The sequence below is a fragment of the Pseudoduganella sp. R-43 genome (assembly GCF_049913255.1).
In the GTDB taxonomy this organism is placed as follows: domain Bacteria; phylum Pseudomonadota; class Gammaproteobacteria; order Burkholderiales; family Burkholderiaceae_D; genus Rugamonas.
Genome location: NZ_CP183988.1, coordinates 5,658,662 through 5,674,285, shown reverse-complemented (window position 1 = coordinate 5,674,285; position 15,624 = coordinate 5,658,662). Strand labels below are relative to the sequence as shown.

The 15,624-nt window shown below is 61.5% G+C and carries 19 protein-coding genes and 1 other RNA gene; 8 read left to right on the top strand and 12 right to left on the bottom strand.

The genetic code is table 11. The annotated features are described in order from the left end of the window. Position 1: 1 nt before the first annotated feature. The gene (locus ACN9M3_RS25920; RefSeq protein ID WP_426319054.1) at positions 2-1,420 is read right to left on the bottom strand and encodes a homospermidine synthase; all 1,419 of its coding nucleotides are present in this window, start codon (positions 1,418-1,420) and stop codon (positions 2-4) included. A gap of 144 nt (positions 1,421-1,564) precedes the next feature. Between ACN9M3_RS25920 and ACN9M3_RS25915 the strand changes: the two genes are divergently transcribed. Continuing rightward, positions 1,565-2,089, top strand: coding sequence for a PadR family transcriptional regulator (locus tag ACN9M3_RS25915; protein WP_426164143.1), 525 nt, complete (start codon positions 1,565-1,567; stop codon positions 2,087-2,089). Continuing rightward, on the top strand, positions 2,089-3,324 hold the full coding sequence (locus tag ACN9M3_RS25910; protein ID WP_426319053.1) for an MFS transporter: 1,236 nt from the start codon (positions 2,089-2,091) through the stop codon (positions 3,322-3,324). Before ACN9M3_RS25915 ends, ACN9M3_RS25910 begins: the two co-directional genes overlap by 1 nt. Here the strand turns inward: ACN9M3_RS25910 and ACN9M3_RS25905 are convergent. The 11 genes from ACN9M3_RS25905 to ACN9M3_RS25855 all read right to left on the bottom strand — a co-directional run bounded on the left by ACN9M3_RS25905 (position 3,302) and on the right by ACN9M3_RS25855 (position 13,156). Next, a complete protein-coding gene (locus ACN9M3_RS25905) occupies positions 3,302-3,922 on the bottom strand; it encodes a hypothetical protein (protein ID WP_426319052.1) in 621 nt (206 codons plus the stop codon). The genes ACN9M3_RS25910 and ACN9M3_RS25905 overlap by 23 nt on opposite strands. A 2-nt stretch (positions 3,923-3,924) precedes the next feature. Then, positions 3,925-4,554 carry a glutathione S-transferase family protein gene (locus ACN9M3_RS25900; protein ID WP_426164134.1) on the bottom strand — a complete coding sequence of 210 codons (630 nt, stop codon included), beginning with the start codon at positions 4,552-4,554 and terminating at the stop codon, positions 3,925-3,927. Between the two features lie 3 nt (positions 4,555-4,557). Further along, on the bottom strand, positions 4,558-5,016 hold the full coding sequence (locus ACN9M3_RS25895; RefSeq protein ID WP_426164131.1) for a hypothetical protein: 459 nt from the start codon (positions 5,014-5,016) through the stop codon (positions 4,558-4,560). A gap of 102 nt (positions 5,017-5,118) precedes the next feature. Then, on the bottom strand, positions 5,119-5,721 hold the full coding sequence (locus ACN9M3_RS25890; RefSeq protein ID WP_426319051.1) for a PEP-CTERM sorting domain-containing protein: 603 nt from the start codon (positions 5,719-5,721) through the stop codon (positions 5,119-5,121). A 164-nt stretch (positions 5,722-5,885) separates the two neighbouring features. Further along, entirely contained in the window at positions 5,886-7,532 is a 1,647-nt protein-coding gene (groL, locus tag ACN9M3_RS25885) for a chaperonin GroEL (RefSeq protein ID WP_426164125.1), read from the bottom strand. 38 nt (positions 7,533-7,570) lie between these two features. Beyond that, the gene (groES, locus tag ACN9M3_RS25880; protein WP_028101749.1) at positions 7,571-7,861 is read right to left on the bottom strand and encodes a co-chaperone GroES; all 291 of its coding nucleotides are present in this window, start codon (positions 7,859-7,861) and stop codon (positions 7,571-7,573) included. 247 nt (positions 7,862-8,108) lie between these two features. Continuing rightward, positions 8,109-8,921, bottom strand: a complete 813-nt coding sequence (gene pepA / locus ACN9M3_RS25875; RefSeq protein ID WP_426319050.1) for a flocculation-associated PEP-CTERM protein PepA — start codon at positions 8,919-8,921, stop codon at positions 8,109-8,111. 324 nt (positions 8,922-9,245) lie between these two features. Next, on the bottom strand, positions 9,246-10,139 hold the full coding sequence (locus ACN9M3_RS25870) for a ThiF family adenylyltransferase (protein ID WP_426319049.1): 894 nt from the start codon (positions 10,137-10,139) through the stop codon (positions 9,246-9,248). A 5-nt stretch (positions 10,140-10,144) separates the two neighbouring features. Next, complete coding sequence (locus ACN9M3_RS25865) at positions 10,145-10,885, bottom strand: N-acyl amino acid synthase FeeM domain-containing protein (RefSeq protein WP_426164118.1); 741 nt, start codon at positions 10,883-10,885, stop codon at positions 10,145-10,147. Between the two features lie 199 nt (positions 10,886-11,084). Then, entirely contained in the window at positions 11,085-12,479 is a 1,395-nt protein-coding gene (locus tag ACN9M3_RS25860; protein WP_426319048.1) for a sensor histidine kinase, read from the bottom strand. Next, positions 12,476-13,156 (bottom strand): response regulator transcription factor, encoded by a 681-nt coding sequence (locus ACN9M3_RS25855; protein WP_426164113.1) that lies wholly within the window; start codon positions 13,154-13,156, stop codon positions 12,476-12,478. Before ACN9M3_RS25855 ends, ACN9M3_RS25860 begins: the two co-directional genes overlap by 4 nt. Positions 13,157-13,289: 133 nt before the next feature. On the opposite strand from ACN9M3_RS25855, the gene ACN9M3_RS25850 reads away from it, so the two are divergent. The 6 genes from ACN9M3_RS25850 (at position 13,290) to ACN9M3_RS25825 (ending at position 15,572) form a co-directional block, all read left to right on the top strand. Further along, the gene (locus ACN9M3_RS25850) at positions 13,290-13,415 is read left to right on the top strand and encodes a hypothetical protein (RefSeq protein WP_426164111.1); all 126 of its coding nucleotides are present in this window, start codon (positions 13,290-13,292) and stop codon (positions 13,413-13,415) included. A 65-nt stretch (positions 13,416-13,480) separates the two neighbouring features. Continuing rightward, positions 13,481-13,702, top strand: a complete 222-nt coding sequence (locus ACN9M3_RS25845; RefSeq protein ID WP_426164108.1) for a hypothetical protein — start codon at positions 13,481-13,483, stop codon at positions 13,700-13,702. Beyond that, positions 13,699-14,001 (top strand): cell division protein ZapA, encoded by a 303-nt coding sequence (locus ACN9M3_RS25840; RefSeq protein WP_057260583.1) that lies wholly within the window; start codon positions 13,699-13,701, stop codon positions 13,999-14,001. Before ACN9M3_RS25845 ends, ACN9M3_RS25840 begins: the two co-directional genes overlap by 4 nt. 57 nt (positions 14,002-14,058) lie before the next feature. Next, positions 14,059-14,239, top strand: a non-coding RNA gene (gene ssrS, locus ACN9M3_RS25835) — 6S RNA. Positions 14,240-14,304: 65 nt separating this feature from the next. Beyond that, positions 14,305-14,769, top strand: coding sequence for an EVE domain-containing protein (locus ACN9M3_RS25830; RefSeq protein ID WP_426319047.1), 465 nt, complete (start codon positions 14,305-14,307; stop codon positions 14,767-14,769). Next, the gene (locus ACN9M3_RS25825; RefSeq protein ID WP_426164104.1) at positions 14,769-15,572 is read left to right on the top strand and encodes a sulfite exporter TauE/SafE family protein; all 804 of its coding nucleotides are present in this window, start codon (positions 14,769-14,771) and stop codon (positions 15,570-15,572) included. Before ACN9M3_RS25830 ends, ACN9M3_RS25825 begins: the two co-directional genes overlap by 1 nt. The last annotated feature ends 52 nt before the right edge of the window (positions 15,573-15,624 follow it).

The following is a 15,624-nucleotide window of genomic DNA, read 5'->3' as shown; positions in this document are numbered from 1 at the left end:
ATCAGGTGACGCGGAAGTTCAGGAACTGCCAGGGATCCTCCAGGTCGCGCGGCTCGTCGAACAGGCCGCTGCGCTCCTTGAGAGGCGTCCAGTCGCTATATACGCCAACCAGCTCGCCCAGGTAGGGCGCGGCGATTTCCATGACCAGCTGGTCGTCGATGTCGTCCGGCTCCACCACGCCGCAATCGGGATTGCGCAGGGCCCATGCCATGCCGCCCAGGATGCCCGCCACCACCTGCAGCGAAGTCGCCGAGTTGTGCGGCGCCAGTTCGCGCGCCTGTTCGATGTCCAGGCGCGAACCGAACCAGTAGGCGCCTTTCGAATTACCCATCAGGAGCACGCCCAGTTCGTCCATCCCGCTTTCGATTTCCTTGCCGATGATGCGCTGTTCGCTTTGCTGCTGCCAGTTCTTGCCGGCCACTTCGTGCAGCGACAGCACTGCGTCGTCGCAGGGATGGTAGGCATAGTGCACGGTAGGGCGGTATACCACTTCATTGTTTTCTCGCAGCGTCAGGTGGTCGGCGATCGAAATCGACTCGGCGTGCGTGACGAGGAAGCCGTGATAAGGCCCCTCGAGCGGCGTCCAGCTTCGCACGCGGGTGGCAATGCCGGGGCGCTTCAGATAAATGGCGGCGTCGCTGCCGTAGCCGTGGCGGGCGGCGTCGGCCGGCCAATGCTTCTCATGGCTGCCCCAGCCCAGCTCCGCCGGCTGCAAGCCCTCGCTGACGAAGCCGTCCACCGACCAGGTGTTGACGAATTCGTCGCGCGCCTTGCGGCGGCTGGAGACTTGCGTGTCGCGTTCGGCGATGTGGATTACTTTGATATCCAGCTGGTGCGCCAGCCTGGCCCAGTCTTCGTAGCAGTCGGGGCGCGCCACTTCGAGGCGCTGGTCGCGCGCCATATTCATCAGCGCCTGTTTGACGAGCACGGAGGCCAGGCCCGGATTGGCGCCTTGCGTCACCACGGCTGTCGCGCCGTGGCGCTTGTCGAGGCGGAAGGCCAGCACTGCCTCGCGCAGCGCGTAGTTCGAACGCTGCGACAACGATAGGTCTTCGTCATCGTAAAACCCCTTCCACGGTTCCGTGCATGTGTCGAGATAAAGGACGCCACGCCGCCAGCAATAGCGGATCAGGTCCAGGCTCGACACGTCGACTGAAAGATTTAGCAGGAAGTCGCCCTTGCGCAGCAGGGGATCGAGGATGCTCTCGAGACTCCCCTCCTGCAGCGGCGTAGCCTGGTAGTCGATGCCATATTCCTCGGCGACGCCGCTCTTGTCCGGGCCGCGCGACACGACGGTGAGCTGGGACGGCTCCAGCCCGAAATGCCGAAACAGCAAGGGCACCACGGCCTGGCCGATGCTGCCGAAGCCGAGCATGACCAGGCGCCCTGGCAATACGCCGTGTTGTTTATGGTTTTCCATCCTATCTCCCCTAAGTGAGGCCATTGTGGGGCGCACGCCGGTTGGCTTCCATGCGGGATTTAACATTCAAGCTTCTTGCATTTTGCAAAAAATGAGTTAAGATATGTCTTAATGAGATATATCTTAACTTTCCGGGAGAAAGCCATGTTCCATTTTTTCCGCGGCCACCACCGGCTGCACCATGAACACCACCATCACCAGCGCGGCGGCGGCCGCGGGCCGAAGATGTTTGACGCTGGCGCCATGCGCTACGTCGTGCTGCAACTGATCGCCGACAAGCCGCGCCACGGCTACGAAATCATCAAGGAACTGGAAACGCTGACCGGCGGCAGCTACTCGCCCAGCCCGGGCGCGATCTACCCGCTGCTGTCGATGATGGCCGACATGGGCCATGTGGACATCGTCAAGGATGGCAACAAGAAGCTGTATTCGGTCTTGCCGGAAGGGCAGCAGTTCCTCGACGAGAACCGCAATATGGTGGACGCCTACATGGCGCGCCTGGTGGAAAACGCGAGGGGGGAAGACGGGGGGGATTTGCGCACCCTGATGCATGCCCTGAAAGACGCCGTCATCACCCGCGGCCGCGGCCCGCGTGCCAGCCGCGAGCACGTCGACGCAATTCGCGCTATCCTCAAGCGCGCCATCAACGACATTAACCAACTCAGCTGATGACCCAGACACTCACTCCGCAACGCGAACGCACAGTCCTGTGGCTGCTGGCGTTCATACAATTCACCGTCATCATGGACTTCATGGTCATGATGCCGCTTGCTCCGCAATTGATGAAGGCATTCACCATCAGCGCCGCCCAGGTTTCCGGCGCTGTATCGGCCTACGCCTGGTGCGCCGGGCTTTCCGGCCTGCTGGCGGCAACCTATGCCGACCGCTTTGACCGCAAGAAGCTGCAACTGACCGTGTTCATGCTGTTCAACCTGTCGAACCTGGCCTGCGCCCTGGCGCCGAATTTCCACGTGCTGGTGCTGTCGCGAGCTTTTGCCGGCATGACCGGCGGCGTGCTGGGGGCGATCAGCATGTCCATCATCGCCGACCTGATTCCGCAGGAACGCCGCGGCGCCGCCACCGGCGTCGTGATGACTTCCTTCAGCATGGCCGCGATCGCGGGCGTGCCGATCGGCGTCATGCTTGGCGCGCACTTCGGCTGGCAGTCGCCGTTCTATCTGCTGGTAGTACTGTCGATGGTCGTGTGGCTGGTCGCTGCGCGCACCCTGCCTGCGATGACTGCGCACCTGGCGAACGCGCCGGTGCCGCTGGCGCGCGTGCTGCCCGAGCTGTTTGGCCTGTTCACGGTGGGCGCCCACTTGCGCGGTTTCCTGCTGTGCTTTGTGGTGACAGTCAGCGGCATGATGGTGATTCCCTTCATTTCGCCCATGCTGGTCGGGAACCTGGGCATCGAACCGGCGCAGATCAGCTACGTCTACCTGTGCGGCGGCATTGCGACCCTGTTCAGCTCACGCCTGATTGGCGGCTGGTCCGACCGGGCCGGCAAGCAACGCGTATTCCGCTGGGTGGCGCTGTTCTCGATTGCGCCGACGCTGTTCATGACGCATATGCCGCACATCCCGCTGCTGGCGATCATGCTGTTCTTCCCATTCTTCATGGTCGCCATGTCGGGCCGCTTCGTGCCGTTGCAGGCGCTGCTGACCACCATCCCCGAGCCGCAGCGGCGCGGCGCTTTCCTCAGCGCGAACGCGGCGGTCCAGCAGATGGGAACGGGGATTGGCGCCTTTGCCGGCGGCCTATTGGTGCATACCGATGCGACAGGGCGCTTGCTGGGATACGGCACCATCGGCGTCATTGCCTCGGTGCTTATCGTGTTCTCGGTATGGTGGATCGGGCGCGTGCAGAGCGCGCACGTCCCGCTTACTGCGCGTTCCCCTGCTTGACCACCAGGTCCAGCAGCCGCTGGCCTTGCTCGAGCACGGGCTTGGCCAGTTCATCGCGCACGACGTCGCTGAAGAAGCCGTCGGTGACGCGATTGCCGTCCTGCGACAGGAAGGTGAAGCGCAACTGGCCCGGGCCCGGCGCATACACCGGTCTTTGCGGCGAAGCCTTGATGAAGGCCGGGATGGCGCTTGCGACCAGCACTTTCGCCTGCGCCGCCACGTCGGCCGGCGCGCCTTCGAAAACGGCGGTGCGCCCGGTCTGGTTGATGTAGCGCACGCGCCCGTCGGCGTAGGCGGCCAGGGTGTCCATGCTGCCGTCCAGCGGCACTTCAATCACCACGCCCAGCACTTCCGGCGCGGCCGGGGCATGGCCGTTGGCGCGCAGCCAGTGCGCAGCCAGCAGCCGCACGCGCGATTCTTCGCTTGCGTCCTGTGCGATGGCTTGCACCACGCGCGCGTCGGGAGCTTCGCCAAAGAGCTGGCCGGCATCGTCGGCGAACAGCATCTTGTGCACGGTGTTTAACTCTTCCGTGCCGTACGGCGCGTCAGCGCGGACTTTTGACTTGGCGCTGAACGCCGCAAACAACTTCTTGAACATCTTTACCATCCAGTTAATGCTTCAACTTCCGTAATGTGGCGCCAGCTTGGGCGCGCGCGCATCATGTCGGCATATTGTTGCAATGCCGGCCAGGCAGTTGCAGGACGCGGCATGTTGCGCGACCAGCGCATGTACATGGTCAGCATCAGGTCCGCGCCGGAAAACGTTTCGCCCAGCAGGTAAGGGCCATTATCGGCCAGGCGGGCATCGAGCGTGGCCCACGTCGCTTCAATCCGCTGCCGGATTGCGCTGCGCAGCGCGCTGTCGTCATTCGTGCTTCCAAGGTCGGACGGGTAGAACCACAGGCGGAAATTGTTGCCCAGGCTGTTCGCCAGCGTCACCATCAACTCGTACCATTCGGCCCGTGCCAGCGAGCCGGCAGGCGGCGCCAGGTTCGATTGCGGGTGGCGTTCGGCCAGCATCAGCATCAGGGCCGCCGATTCGGCGAAGGGCTTGCCGTCGATGAGGAGGGTAGGCACCTTGCCTTGCGGGTTGATGCGCAGGTATTCAGGACTGCGCTGCTGGCCCGCTTCAAGGTCGATTGCCACCAGTTCGTAAGGCACGCCGATCTCTTTCAGCGCCGCGTGGATCGCCAGGCTGGCTGCACCTTTGCCGTAATAGAGGGTGTACATGGTCTAGTCCTTCAAGCCTTTGCGCCATTGATCGAGCGACATCAGCTCGCCGCTGATATCGTCTTCAACCAGGATATCGCCGTTCACGTGCGAGACCAGAAAGCTGGCCACGGCTTGCGCCATGTCGTCGCCGTTCTCCACGAAAATGAGCTGGTAATAAGGGCTGCCGTTCACGTCGCGCGGCGCCGGATCGGTTTCAAGCAGCGCACCATGGCGCTCGCCGCCGCTGCGCTTTTCGATGGCGTCCGCCAGCCGTTTCAGCTCCGGCAGCGCCATCAGTTTTTCAACCGCCTGGTCGCGGCTCAGGTTTGCTTTCGCTGCTGGCATGGCCACAGGCGCCGCAGCGGCCATCGGCGCAGCAGTTGCATGGATGTTGTGATTGCTTGCATACCAGGCACCGATACCTGCAAGGAGCAGGCCGGCAACGGCGCCGGCGATGGCGGATTTACGGGAGGAAGACATTGCTTGGCACGACCATGCGGTGAAAGTGCGCCAATACTAACAGAATTAAAAAGCCTGCGAGGCGTGAACCAGGCAGGCTTTCGGGATACGCAGAGTGGACGCTTACTGCTTGCGGCGGCGCAGGGCAAGGCCCATCATGCCCAGGCCGAGCAGCATCGAGGCGATGGTTGCAGGCTCCGGTACGGCTTTCAGCGAGACGTTATCGAGCGAACCGCCGATGCTGTCGCTGATGCCGGAAGCCTGGAAGCTCAGGTTCGACAGGCTGCCGACGGCAAACATCGACAACTCAATCTTGAACCAATTGGTCTTCGAGGTGAAGTTGTCTTGCTCGACGTGCTTCAGCAGATTGCCGTTCCACAGCACGTCGATGCCGTTGGTGGCGGCCGATGTGTGTTCGCGCGGGGCGTAGTAGAAAGACAGGTTGTACCTGCCGCCGGCGACGGTGTCGATGGTCTGGCTGATCCAGCTATTGACCGAGGAATCCAGTTCCAGGAAGTTGCCGCCGTCCTGGGCCGTACCGGCCACGTTATTGCGCACTTCAACGCCTTTTGAGCCGACGCTCCATCCGTCCAGCGCGGACTTGATGGTCCAGGAACCAGCGGCGACGCCGTTCTTTTCAAAGCTGCCATTGGTGATCAATTCCATCGGGCCCGCATAGGCGGTGCCTGCGACGACAAACAGGAGGGCGGTCAGAAGTTTCTTCATATTGTCGAAATTAAATGAAGGTTGCGTAAAAGTTATTGTGATTGTAGCACGGTTATTTGCCGGCTTCTTTTTGCGCATAGGGGAAATGATGTATCTCAATGAAGAAAAAGCCTGCAAGGCGCAAACCTTGCAGGCTTTTTAGTCAGCTGTGAGGCTGTCGGCGATTACATCATGCCGTCCATGCCACCCATACCGCCCATACCGCCCATGCCACCCATGCCGCCGGCTGGCTTGTCTTCTACGACTTCGGCAACCATGCAGTCGGTGGTCAGCATCAGGCCAGCGATGGAGGCTGCGTTCTGCAGAGCGGAACGGGTTACCTTGGCTGGGTCCAGCACGCCCATTTCAACCATGTCGCCGTAGGTGCCGTTGGCAGCGTTGTAGCCGTAGTTGCCGGTGCCGGCTTGGACGGCGTTCACAACCACCGAAGCTTCTTCGCCGGCGTTGGTGACGATCATGCGCAGTGGCTCTTCCATTGCGCGCAGCACGATCTTGATGCCTGCGTCCTGGTCGGCGTTGTCGCCTTTCACGTTCAGCGAAGCGCGGGCACGCAGCAGGGCTACGCCGCCGCCTGGCACAATGCCTTCTTCCACAGCTGCGCGGGTTGCGTGCAGTGCGTCTTCAACGCGGGCCTTCTTCTCTTTCATCTCGACTTCGGTGGCTGCGCCAACCTTGATCACGGCAACGCCGCCGGCCAGCTTGGCCACGCGCTCTTGCAGTTTTTCGCGGTCGTAGTCGGAGGTCGCGCCTTCGATCTGGGTGCGGATCTGTGCCACGCGGCCTTCGATGGCCGAAGCTTCGCCTGCGCCGTCGATGACAATGGTGTTTTCCTTGCCCACTTCGATGCGCTTGGCTTGGCCCAGTTCTGCCAGGGTGGCTTTTTCCAGGGTCAGGCCGACTTCTTCAGCCACTACCTGGCCGCCGGTCAGGATGGCGATGTCTTCCAGCATGGCCTTGCGACGGTCGCCGAAGCCAGGAGCTTTCACTGCGCAGGTCTTCAGGATGCCGCGGATGTTGTTGACCACCAGGGTCGCCAGTGCTTCGCCTTCGATGTCTTCAGCGATGATCAGCAGTGGACGGCCGGCTTTTGCTACTTGCTCCAGTACTGGCAGCAGGTCGCGGATGTTGGAGATCTTCTTGTCGCACAGCAGGACGAATGGGTTCTCCAGGACGGCAACTTGCTTTTCCTGGTTGTTGATGAAGTATGGGGACAGGTAGCCGCGGTCGAACTGCATGCCTTCCACGATGTCCAGCTCGTCGTGCAGGGACTTGCCGTCTTCAACGGTGATGACGCCTTCCTTGCCCACTTTTTCCATCGCTTCGGAGATGCGCTCGCCGATCGATGCGTCGGAGTTGGCGGAGATCGCGCCAACCTGGGCGATTTCCTTGGAGGTGGTGCATGGCTTGGAGATGGACTTCAGCTGTTCGACGGTGGCAGCAACTGCCTTGTCGATGCCGCGCTTCAGGTCCATCGGGTTCATGCCGGCGGCAACGTATTTCATGCCTTCGCGGACGATGGCCTGGGCCAGCACGGTTGCGGTGGTGGTACCGTCACCGGCGTTGTCGGAGGTCTTGGAAGCGACTTCCTTGACCATCTGCGCGCCCATGTTCATCAGCTTGTCTTTCAGTTCGATCTCTTTGGCGACCGAAACGCCGTCCTTGGTGACGGTTGGGGCGCCGAAGGAGCGCTCCAGCACCACGTTGCGGCCTTTCGGGCCCAGGGTGACTTTCACTGCGTTGGCGAGGATGTTCACGCCTTCGACCATCTTGGAACGTGCGGAATCGCCGAAAATGACTTCTTTAGCTGCCATGTTTGTTTCTCCTGAATTCTGTATCTAGGGGGCTGTGATTACTTCTGTACCACGGCCATGATGTCTTCTTCGCGCATTACCAGCAGTTCCTGGCCGTCTACCTTGACGGCTTGGCCGGCGTATTTGCCGAACAGAACGCGGTCGCCCACTTTCACTTCCAGAGCACGCACGGTGCCGTTGTCAGCAACTTTGCCGTTGCCAACTGCCAGCACTTCACCCTGGTCCGGCTTTTCAGCGGCTGCATCAGGGATGATCAGGCCGGACGCGGTCTTGGTTTCCTGGTCCAGGCGTTTGACGATGACGCGGTCATGCAAAGGGCGAAGGTTCATACAAAACTCCTTTTACTCGGTTTATTGACAGTTGTTAGCACTCTCGGCTAACGAGTGCCAACAATTATAGGGACGACACTTTCCCTTTTCAAGGGAATTTCTTTGCGCTTGGTCAAGCGTTGAATTGATATCAATCATGCCAGAGATGCAACGGCATGGCGCGCGAGTGGCGGGGAGGGGGTAAAGCGGGGCAGTTATAAAAGAAAAATGGGACCGTCGCCGGTCCCATCATGGTCACGCACGCAGATCAATGCTGTTTGCGGCGATGCACGCCGGCCATGCCGAGCAGGCCGATGCCGAGCAACCCCAGCACGCCCGGTTCAGGGACGGGGGCGACAAAATCGAGGATACCGCCTTCCTGCGTGATGGCAATGTCGAGGGCGTTGGTGCAATCCACGGTATCGCAATCGACGCCTTGCGTGGTGTTGTTGAATGCTGCGAACGAGGCAGTGTAGAACGGATCCGGGTCGAAGAAGTAGGCTTTGCCTTCCGCGGTCAGGAACCAGCTCATGGTGACGTTCTGGAACACGCCGCCGAGGTTGTCGATGCCGCCTACGCCATTGTAGGCAAAGTCGGACCAGGCCAGCTGGGTCTGGGCGCCGGCAAAGTTAATGGACGGATCGGTTCCGACCACGGCCTGGTTATAGGTGTTGTCGTTGCCGACGTCGGCCCACAGCTGCAGCGACAGCGCGGTCGGGGTGCAGGAAACGCCCGGGCCAAGAATGCCGCTGCAAGAGAAGTCCTGGTGGAACGTGGCATACAAGCCATAGTCGAAGTTGACGCGGGTATCCGTAGTCGACACGTTGTTCGAATTCAGCGAAAAGCCGCTGAACACGATGTAGCCGTTGGACACGTAATTGTTGCCCACGCCGGTATAGGCCACGCGCGCGGACGACACGCCGTTGATGGCGTCGGCGGTGAAGATGTTGCCGGCAGGTGCCAGTCCCGTTGGGTCCACCTGGAAGGAGGGTGCAGCGGCAGCGCTGCCAGTTGCCAGAGCGCCAAACGCTAGCAGCATGCTGGCGGCCAGGCCGCGAACGCTAGGTGTGAGAATCTTCATTACATTTCTCCGTTGAGAGGATAAAGCACCAGTTTTGGGATGACTGAGCATTAAATTTGTTCAGGTCATGATCTTTATCAAAGCAATACATATGCCACATTTAAAATGCGGCCGAAAAACAAAAACTTAGTATTAACTTTCAAACCATGTTGTTTGCGCTGCGCGGCCTGCTCTGTAAAATATTCCGACATGTAGCTTCTCAAGATTAAGTAGCAAATTCAATGACTTGGATGATATATTTGGTGAGCATTCGCATGTTTTGATATTTTGTGTGACTTTTTATGCCGCGCTCGGCGTGAGTATTAATTTAAAATTAAACTGCATTTATTTCGACTGCGCGGCAAGCATTGCCGAGAATTTGCGCTTGGCTAACTGAATTGCTAGCCAGTTCAGGGGATGGCTATTGCCGCCCGGTCGCCAGGTGTAGACGAATTTGTCGCGATAGGCGTCGTACTGGAAGCCATGCGGTGCGGCCAGGATCTTGCCGCGCTTGAGCATCATCTTGACGGCCTGGGTGGCGGCCACGCCCGAGCAAAGCTGGCAAGCCATCGAGGTCGAGGCGCCGCGCCGCTCCGCCAGGTTGATACCGCCCGGCACCAGGTAGCTGCGATGCAGGGCGGCCGGCGCTAGGCCGACCAGGAAGCGGATTGCCATGTCCAGCTCCGGCAGGTCGCCCCAGCCGAAGTACTCTTCGAAGGTCGTCCCGCCCGGCACGAAGTTCAGGCCCGCCACGCTCATGCCCAGCGGCGCCGCGCAAGTGGCCGGCACGCCCAGCGCCTCGCACATGGCATAGGTCTGCTTGCGCGCCTCGAAGGCGAAGAAGTCGAGCCCGTCGACATACACGTCCGCCCCCTGCAGGAAATCGCGCAGGTTGCCCTGGTTGACGCCCTGCGGAAAGGTGCGGATCTTGACTTCGGGGTTGATGTCGCGCGCCATGCGCGCCATCACCTCCACCTTGGGCTGGCCCAGCGTCGACATGAAGGCGCCGGCCTGGCGGTTGAAGTTGGGGATGTCGAAGGTGTCGAAGTCGGCCAGGTGGAAGGCGCCCACGCCCATGCGCGCCAAGGCCAGCAAATGCACGCCGCCCACGCCGCCGACGCCGGCGATCGCCACGCATTTGTTGCGCAGTGCCTGCTGCTCCGCTTCGGTGACCCAGCCGATATTGCGCGAGAAGGCTTGCTCGTAATCGAAGCGGCGTTCGGTGTTGGATTCGGCCATGGCGATTATTCCTGTTCCCGCAGGCGGTTGATGATTCCCGCTTCTTCATGCTGCGAGAAGAACAGGGGATAGAAGGAACGTTCCTCGGAATCGGGCTGTCCGCCATGGAGGCGGATCTGCTCCTTCATGTACGACAGTTCGATGTGCATCAGCACCCCGCGCACGTTGACGCGCGGATTGACGACCTCTTCGCCAAGCTGGCGAAAGCCGAGCATGCGCTGGTAGAACTGGCGATGGCGCGGCGTGACTTCGATGAACAGCACGTCGTAGCGGTGGATGTCGTAGGCATACATGACGGCCAGGTGGATCAGCGCTGCCAGGTAGCTCTTCGATTTTGGCCCCATGTCGAAGGCCAGCTTGATGAATTCGCAGACACGTTTGCCGCGCGCCCGGAAGGCGTCGATCTCGGCGCGGAACAGCTGGTCGGCCAGGATGCCGGATGGGCTGTCCAGCCCCAGGGTCAGCGTGCCGACTGCTTCGTCGCGGTTGTGCGCCATGAGCGTGACGCGGTTCGGGTCATCGGTCAGTGCATGGGTGCCCTCCAGGCCACGCCAGGCGTACATCTTGTGGATCAGCATGCTAGCCTTGCTACGCCCTTCGGGCGTGTCGACTAATCTGATGCCGAAGGTGTTCTCCCCGGTGACGATGTCCTGCATTTCCGCCAGCAAGCGGTCATCGCGAAAGGGGTCGTCGGTGCGTGTTGCGTCCAGCGCAGCGTCGACCCGTTCGACCTGCTTGTACTGCATAGTCCCTCCCAGCAAAACTTGTCAGAATTTGTGGTCTTTTCGTAAATAAATAATGACAAGTTCAGCTTGCTGTCGCAACGGGAGCTCATGCAAGCGTGCGCGGGAAGGGCGTGCCGGCACGTCCTCTCTATGAACGAAGGGTGTTTGGTATTTCCGGACGGCTATATTTCTTGGGAGCTTGATATGCCTGAAATGCTAGTCAGTTGTCGCTTGCGCTTGCAGGCAGGGACAGGCTGAACGTCACCTCGCTGGAGGTGCAGTCGGACAGGCGCAGTTCGCCGCCGTGGGCGCGGGCGATCTCGCGCGCCAGGGCCAGGCCCAGTCCCACGCCGGCCACGCGGCGGTTGTAGGCATGGCCGGCGCGGTAGAAGCGGTCGAACAGGCGGTCGCGCTGCTCGATGGCGATGCCGGCGGAGGCGTTGGCCACGTCGATCTGCCAGCCGCTGGCGGTGCGGCGGCCGGTGATGGCGATCCAGCCTTGCGGCACGCCGTATTTGACGGCATTGCTGACCAGGTTTTGCAGTACCTGGCGCAGCAGGTCCGCATCGCCTTGCGCCTGCATGCGCGGCGGCATGTCAAGCCGCAGCGGGCGCTCGGGCGCCATCAGGTCCAGGTCGTCGGCCAGTTCGCGCAGGACCGGCACCAGGTCGAGCGCCTGCATCGGTATCTGGAGCTGGCCGGCGTCCGCGCGCGACAGCATCAGCAGCTTGCGCACCACGTTGTCGAGACGGCGCACTTCGTCCAGCATGTCGGCCAGCGACTGTTCCAGTTCCGGATAGGCGGCGGCGCGTTCGAAGGCCCGTTCCAGCTCGCCCTGCAGGATCGAGACCGGCGTGCGCAGTTCGTGCGCGGCGTCGCCGGAGAAGCGGGCCGACTGCAGGAAGCTGCGCTCGAGCCGGTCCAGCATGTCGTTGAACACCGTGACCAGGCGCTCGAACTCCTGCACCTCCTCGTCGGCCGCCACGCGCTGGCGCAAATCGCTGGCGCGAATGCGCTCCATCACGCTGCTCAGGTGCTCGATCGGACGCATGGCGCGCCCGGCCAGGTACCAGGCCACGCCGCATACGATCAGGCACAGCACGACCACGAATGCGCCGAAGCGCTTGATCGACACGGCCAGCTGCGCTTCCGACAGGGTGGTGTTGACGCCCATCTGCACCAGCACGCTGCCGCGCCGGACCTGGCCGATGCGCCATTGGCTGCCGCCGCCGTAGTAAGTGCGCAGCTGCCTGTCGTTCGCTTCCGGCACCAGCAGCGAAGCGGGCCAGTTGGGGCTTTGGTAAATCACGCCGCGCGCATCGTCCGCCGCGCGCAGGATGGCGAATTTCTCGTCGTCTCCTTCCGGCGCAAAGCCGCTGAAGCTGGCGTTCAGGTGGGCGTCGATGGCATTCCAGAGCGGGACCGGCGAAGCGCCGAAGCCCGGCCCGGCCAGTTGGGCCAGCATGACGCGGTCGATGATGGCTGCGCGCCGGTTTAGCAAGGTCAGGGCGGCGGCGACAAACAGCACGGCCACCACCGCCGTGACCAGGCCGCCGGTCGTCAGCGCCACCCGCAGCCGGTACGAACGGATGAAGGGGCGGTGCGACGGCGTCATGCTTCGCCGTCGGGCTTGCGCAGGCGGTAGCCGACGCCGCGCACTGCTTCGATGGCTACGTGTTCGGGCAAGGCCAGCTTCTTGCGCAGGCGCTGGATGCAGACGTCGACCATATTGGTTTGCGGGTCGAAATCGTAGCCCCAAACATGCTCGAGGATCTGGGTGCGGGTATACACCCGGCCCGGGGCGCGCATCAGGTATTCCATCAGGTTGAATTCGCGGCTGGTCAGTTCTACTTCGCGGCCATCGAGTTCCGCCACGCGCGACAGGCGGTCCAGCTTGAGCGGGCCGGCGGTCAGCACGTTCTGCCGCTCGCCGCTCACGCGGCGCAGCAGGGCGTGGATGCGGGCAATCAGTTCTTCCACATAGAACGGCTTGGCCAGGTAATCGTCGGCGCCCAGGTTCAGGCCTTCCAGCCGGTCGTCCAGTTCATTGCGCGCGGTGAGCAGGATCACCGGCGTATCGCGGCCGTCGCGGCGCAGGGCTTTCAGGATCGCCAGGCCGTCGCGGCCCGGCACCATGATGTCGAGCAGGATGATGTCGTACTGGCGTGACAGCGCGTAGTCATAGCCCTGGTTCCCATCTTCGCAATGGTCCACCAGGATGCCTTGTTCGCGCAATCCGCTGCATACAAAGCTCGCGATCCGCTGTTCGTCTTCTACCAGTAGGGCTTTCATGCCCAGCATTGTCAGGAAATGCCAAAGCGCCGTCAATGCGAACGGCGCTCGATTACAGCTTTGTAATCAAAGCGTGGGCCAGCTGTCATTTTCGTTTGGTGTAATGGCGGGGTTCAATCACGGGAGACGGATCATGAGCCTTGGCATCTGGTTCAGGGAGCTAGGCAATGACCTGGCCGACATCGGCGGCGCATTCAAGGACGTGTGCATCGACATCGCAGCGGCGGCGCGCAAGATTGCGGGCCATCCTTTCAAATGAGCTACAATCGTAAGAATGTTTAACACCAAGTTGACCGTGCAACCGTACGGCCATATAGTTTCGGGATGATCGCAGACTTCCAAGAACTTTCCGATAAAATCGACCGCCTGGCGGAACTCGCGCACACCTTGCGCCGTGAGAACGCTCAGTTGCGCCAGGCAAATGCAGCCCTGGTAGCCGATAATCTTGAATACCAACGCCGCCTGGGCGAAGCGCATGCCCGCGTGATGGCGCTGCTGGACAAAATCCCCGCTGCCGAAGCAGACACTCCTGAGGATGCGCAATGATCCATGTCGACGTGACCATCATGGGCCAGCCCTACAAGCTGGCATGCAAGGCCGATGAAGAACGCGCGCTGCGCGAAGCGGCCAACCTGCTCGACAAAAAGATGAGTGCCATCCGCGACGCCGGCAAAGTCAAGGGCAATGACCGCATCGCCGTGATGGCGGCGCTGGGCATGGCGGCGGAATTCCTGGCATCGAAAACTGCCAACGGCGGCCCGTCGATGCTGGAAGTGCAGGAGAAGCTGGGCGCCATGCACAAGGTGCTCGACAACGCGCTGACCCCGCAAGAGAATCTCTTCTAATTCCCAAAAATTGTCTTAAAGGCCTTTCCCGCAAAACGTTTGAGGAGTAAACTTCGTGTCACCCTGCGGTGTTCGAGATTTGCCATATATTCCTTGAACCATTTACACGCATCGGTTGCGGAAATTTGTTCGACGGGCGTGAGCGTCACTAGTCTGATGAACCCGAAGTTGAACTAACTGCAACCACCTTGAACCGTAAGGTTCGGGATGCCGGCATAACGGCACAGGCGGGGCCTCATTCCATAAAAGCGGTTGCCAGCACCCAAGGGTGCGCAACCGTTTTTTTACGCCCAGAGGAGAGCCATGCAATACTGGATGATGAAGTCTGAGCCCGACGAAGTGAGCATCGATGATGTGATGTCTGCCAAGGGCAAGACGGTGCCGTGGTTCGGCGTGCGCAATTACCAGGCCCGCAATTTCATGCGCGATGCGATGAAAGTTGGCGACGGTGTCCTGTTCTACCATTCCTCCTGTCCCGAGCCCGGTATTGCCGGCATCGCGGAAGTGGCCAGCGGGCCTTATCCCGACGCGACCCAGTTCGATCCCAAGAGCCATTATTACGATGCGAAGGCGACGCAGGAGCAGCCGCGCTGGATTTCCGTCGACGTGAAGGGCGTGCGCAAGACGCGCCTGCTGTCCCTGGCGGAAATGCGTACGCTGCCGCAGCTCGAAGACATGGTGGTGCTGCAAAAGGGCAGCCGCCTGTCGATCACGCCGGTCACGCCGGCCCAGTGGAAGCATGTGATGGCGCTGCTGAAGGGCGATTGATGGATTGGAGTCTGGTCGGCGTCCTGCTCCTGATGGGGGCGGGCGGCGGATACGCGGCGGGCTTGCTGGGGATTGGCGGCGGCATGGTGCTGGTGCCCTTCATCACCATGATCTTCACGGCCAAGGGCTTTGCGCCCGGGCTGGTGGTGCATATGGCGATTGCGACTTCGCTGGCGACGATCATGTTTACTTCCTTGTCATCGGTGCGCGCGCACCACCGGCATGGCGCCGTGCAGTGGCGCATCGTGGCGTTGCTGGCGCCGGGCATCGTGCTCGGTTCGTGGATCGGGCCCTGGATCGGCAAGCAAATGAATACTTCGGCGTTGTCGCTGCTGTTTGCGCTATTCGTCGCGTTTTCAGCGCTGCAGATGCTGCGCAACCGGAAGCCTTCCGCCGGGCGCGATTTGCCTGGCACAGCGGGCATGTTCGCTGCCGGTGGAGTGATCGGCACGCTAGCGGGGCTGGTCGGTGCGGGCGGAGGTTTTATCTCGGTGCCGTTCATGGCCTGGTGTAACGTGCGTATTCACCAGGCGGTGGCGACCAGCGCGGCGCTGGGCTTCCCGATCGCGCTGTCGGGCACCTTGTCGAATATTTACTTTGGCTGGTCCGAGCCGGGCCTGCCGCAGTATTCGCTGGGCTTTGTCTATTTGCCGGCGCTGGCCGTGATCGTGGCTGCCAGCGTGACCATGGCGCCGCTCGGCGCGCGCATGGCGCACAAGATGGATGTGGCGGCGCTCAAGCGGGTGTTTGCCGTGGTGCTGTTTGCACTGGCGGGATATATGTCCTATCACGCGTTCGCGTAGCGCATGCGTGGCGGCGCCCCGGCGGCAGCCGGACGTGCCGGCTGATTGGAGG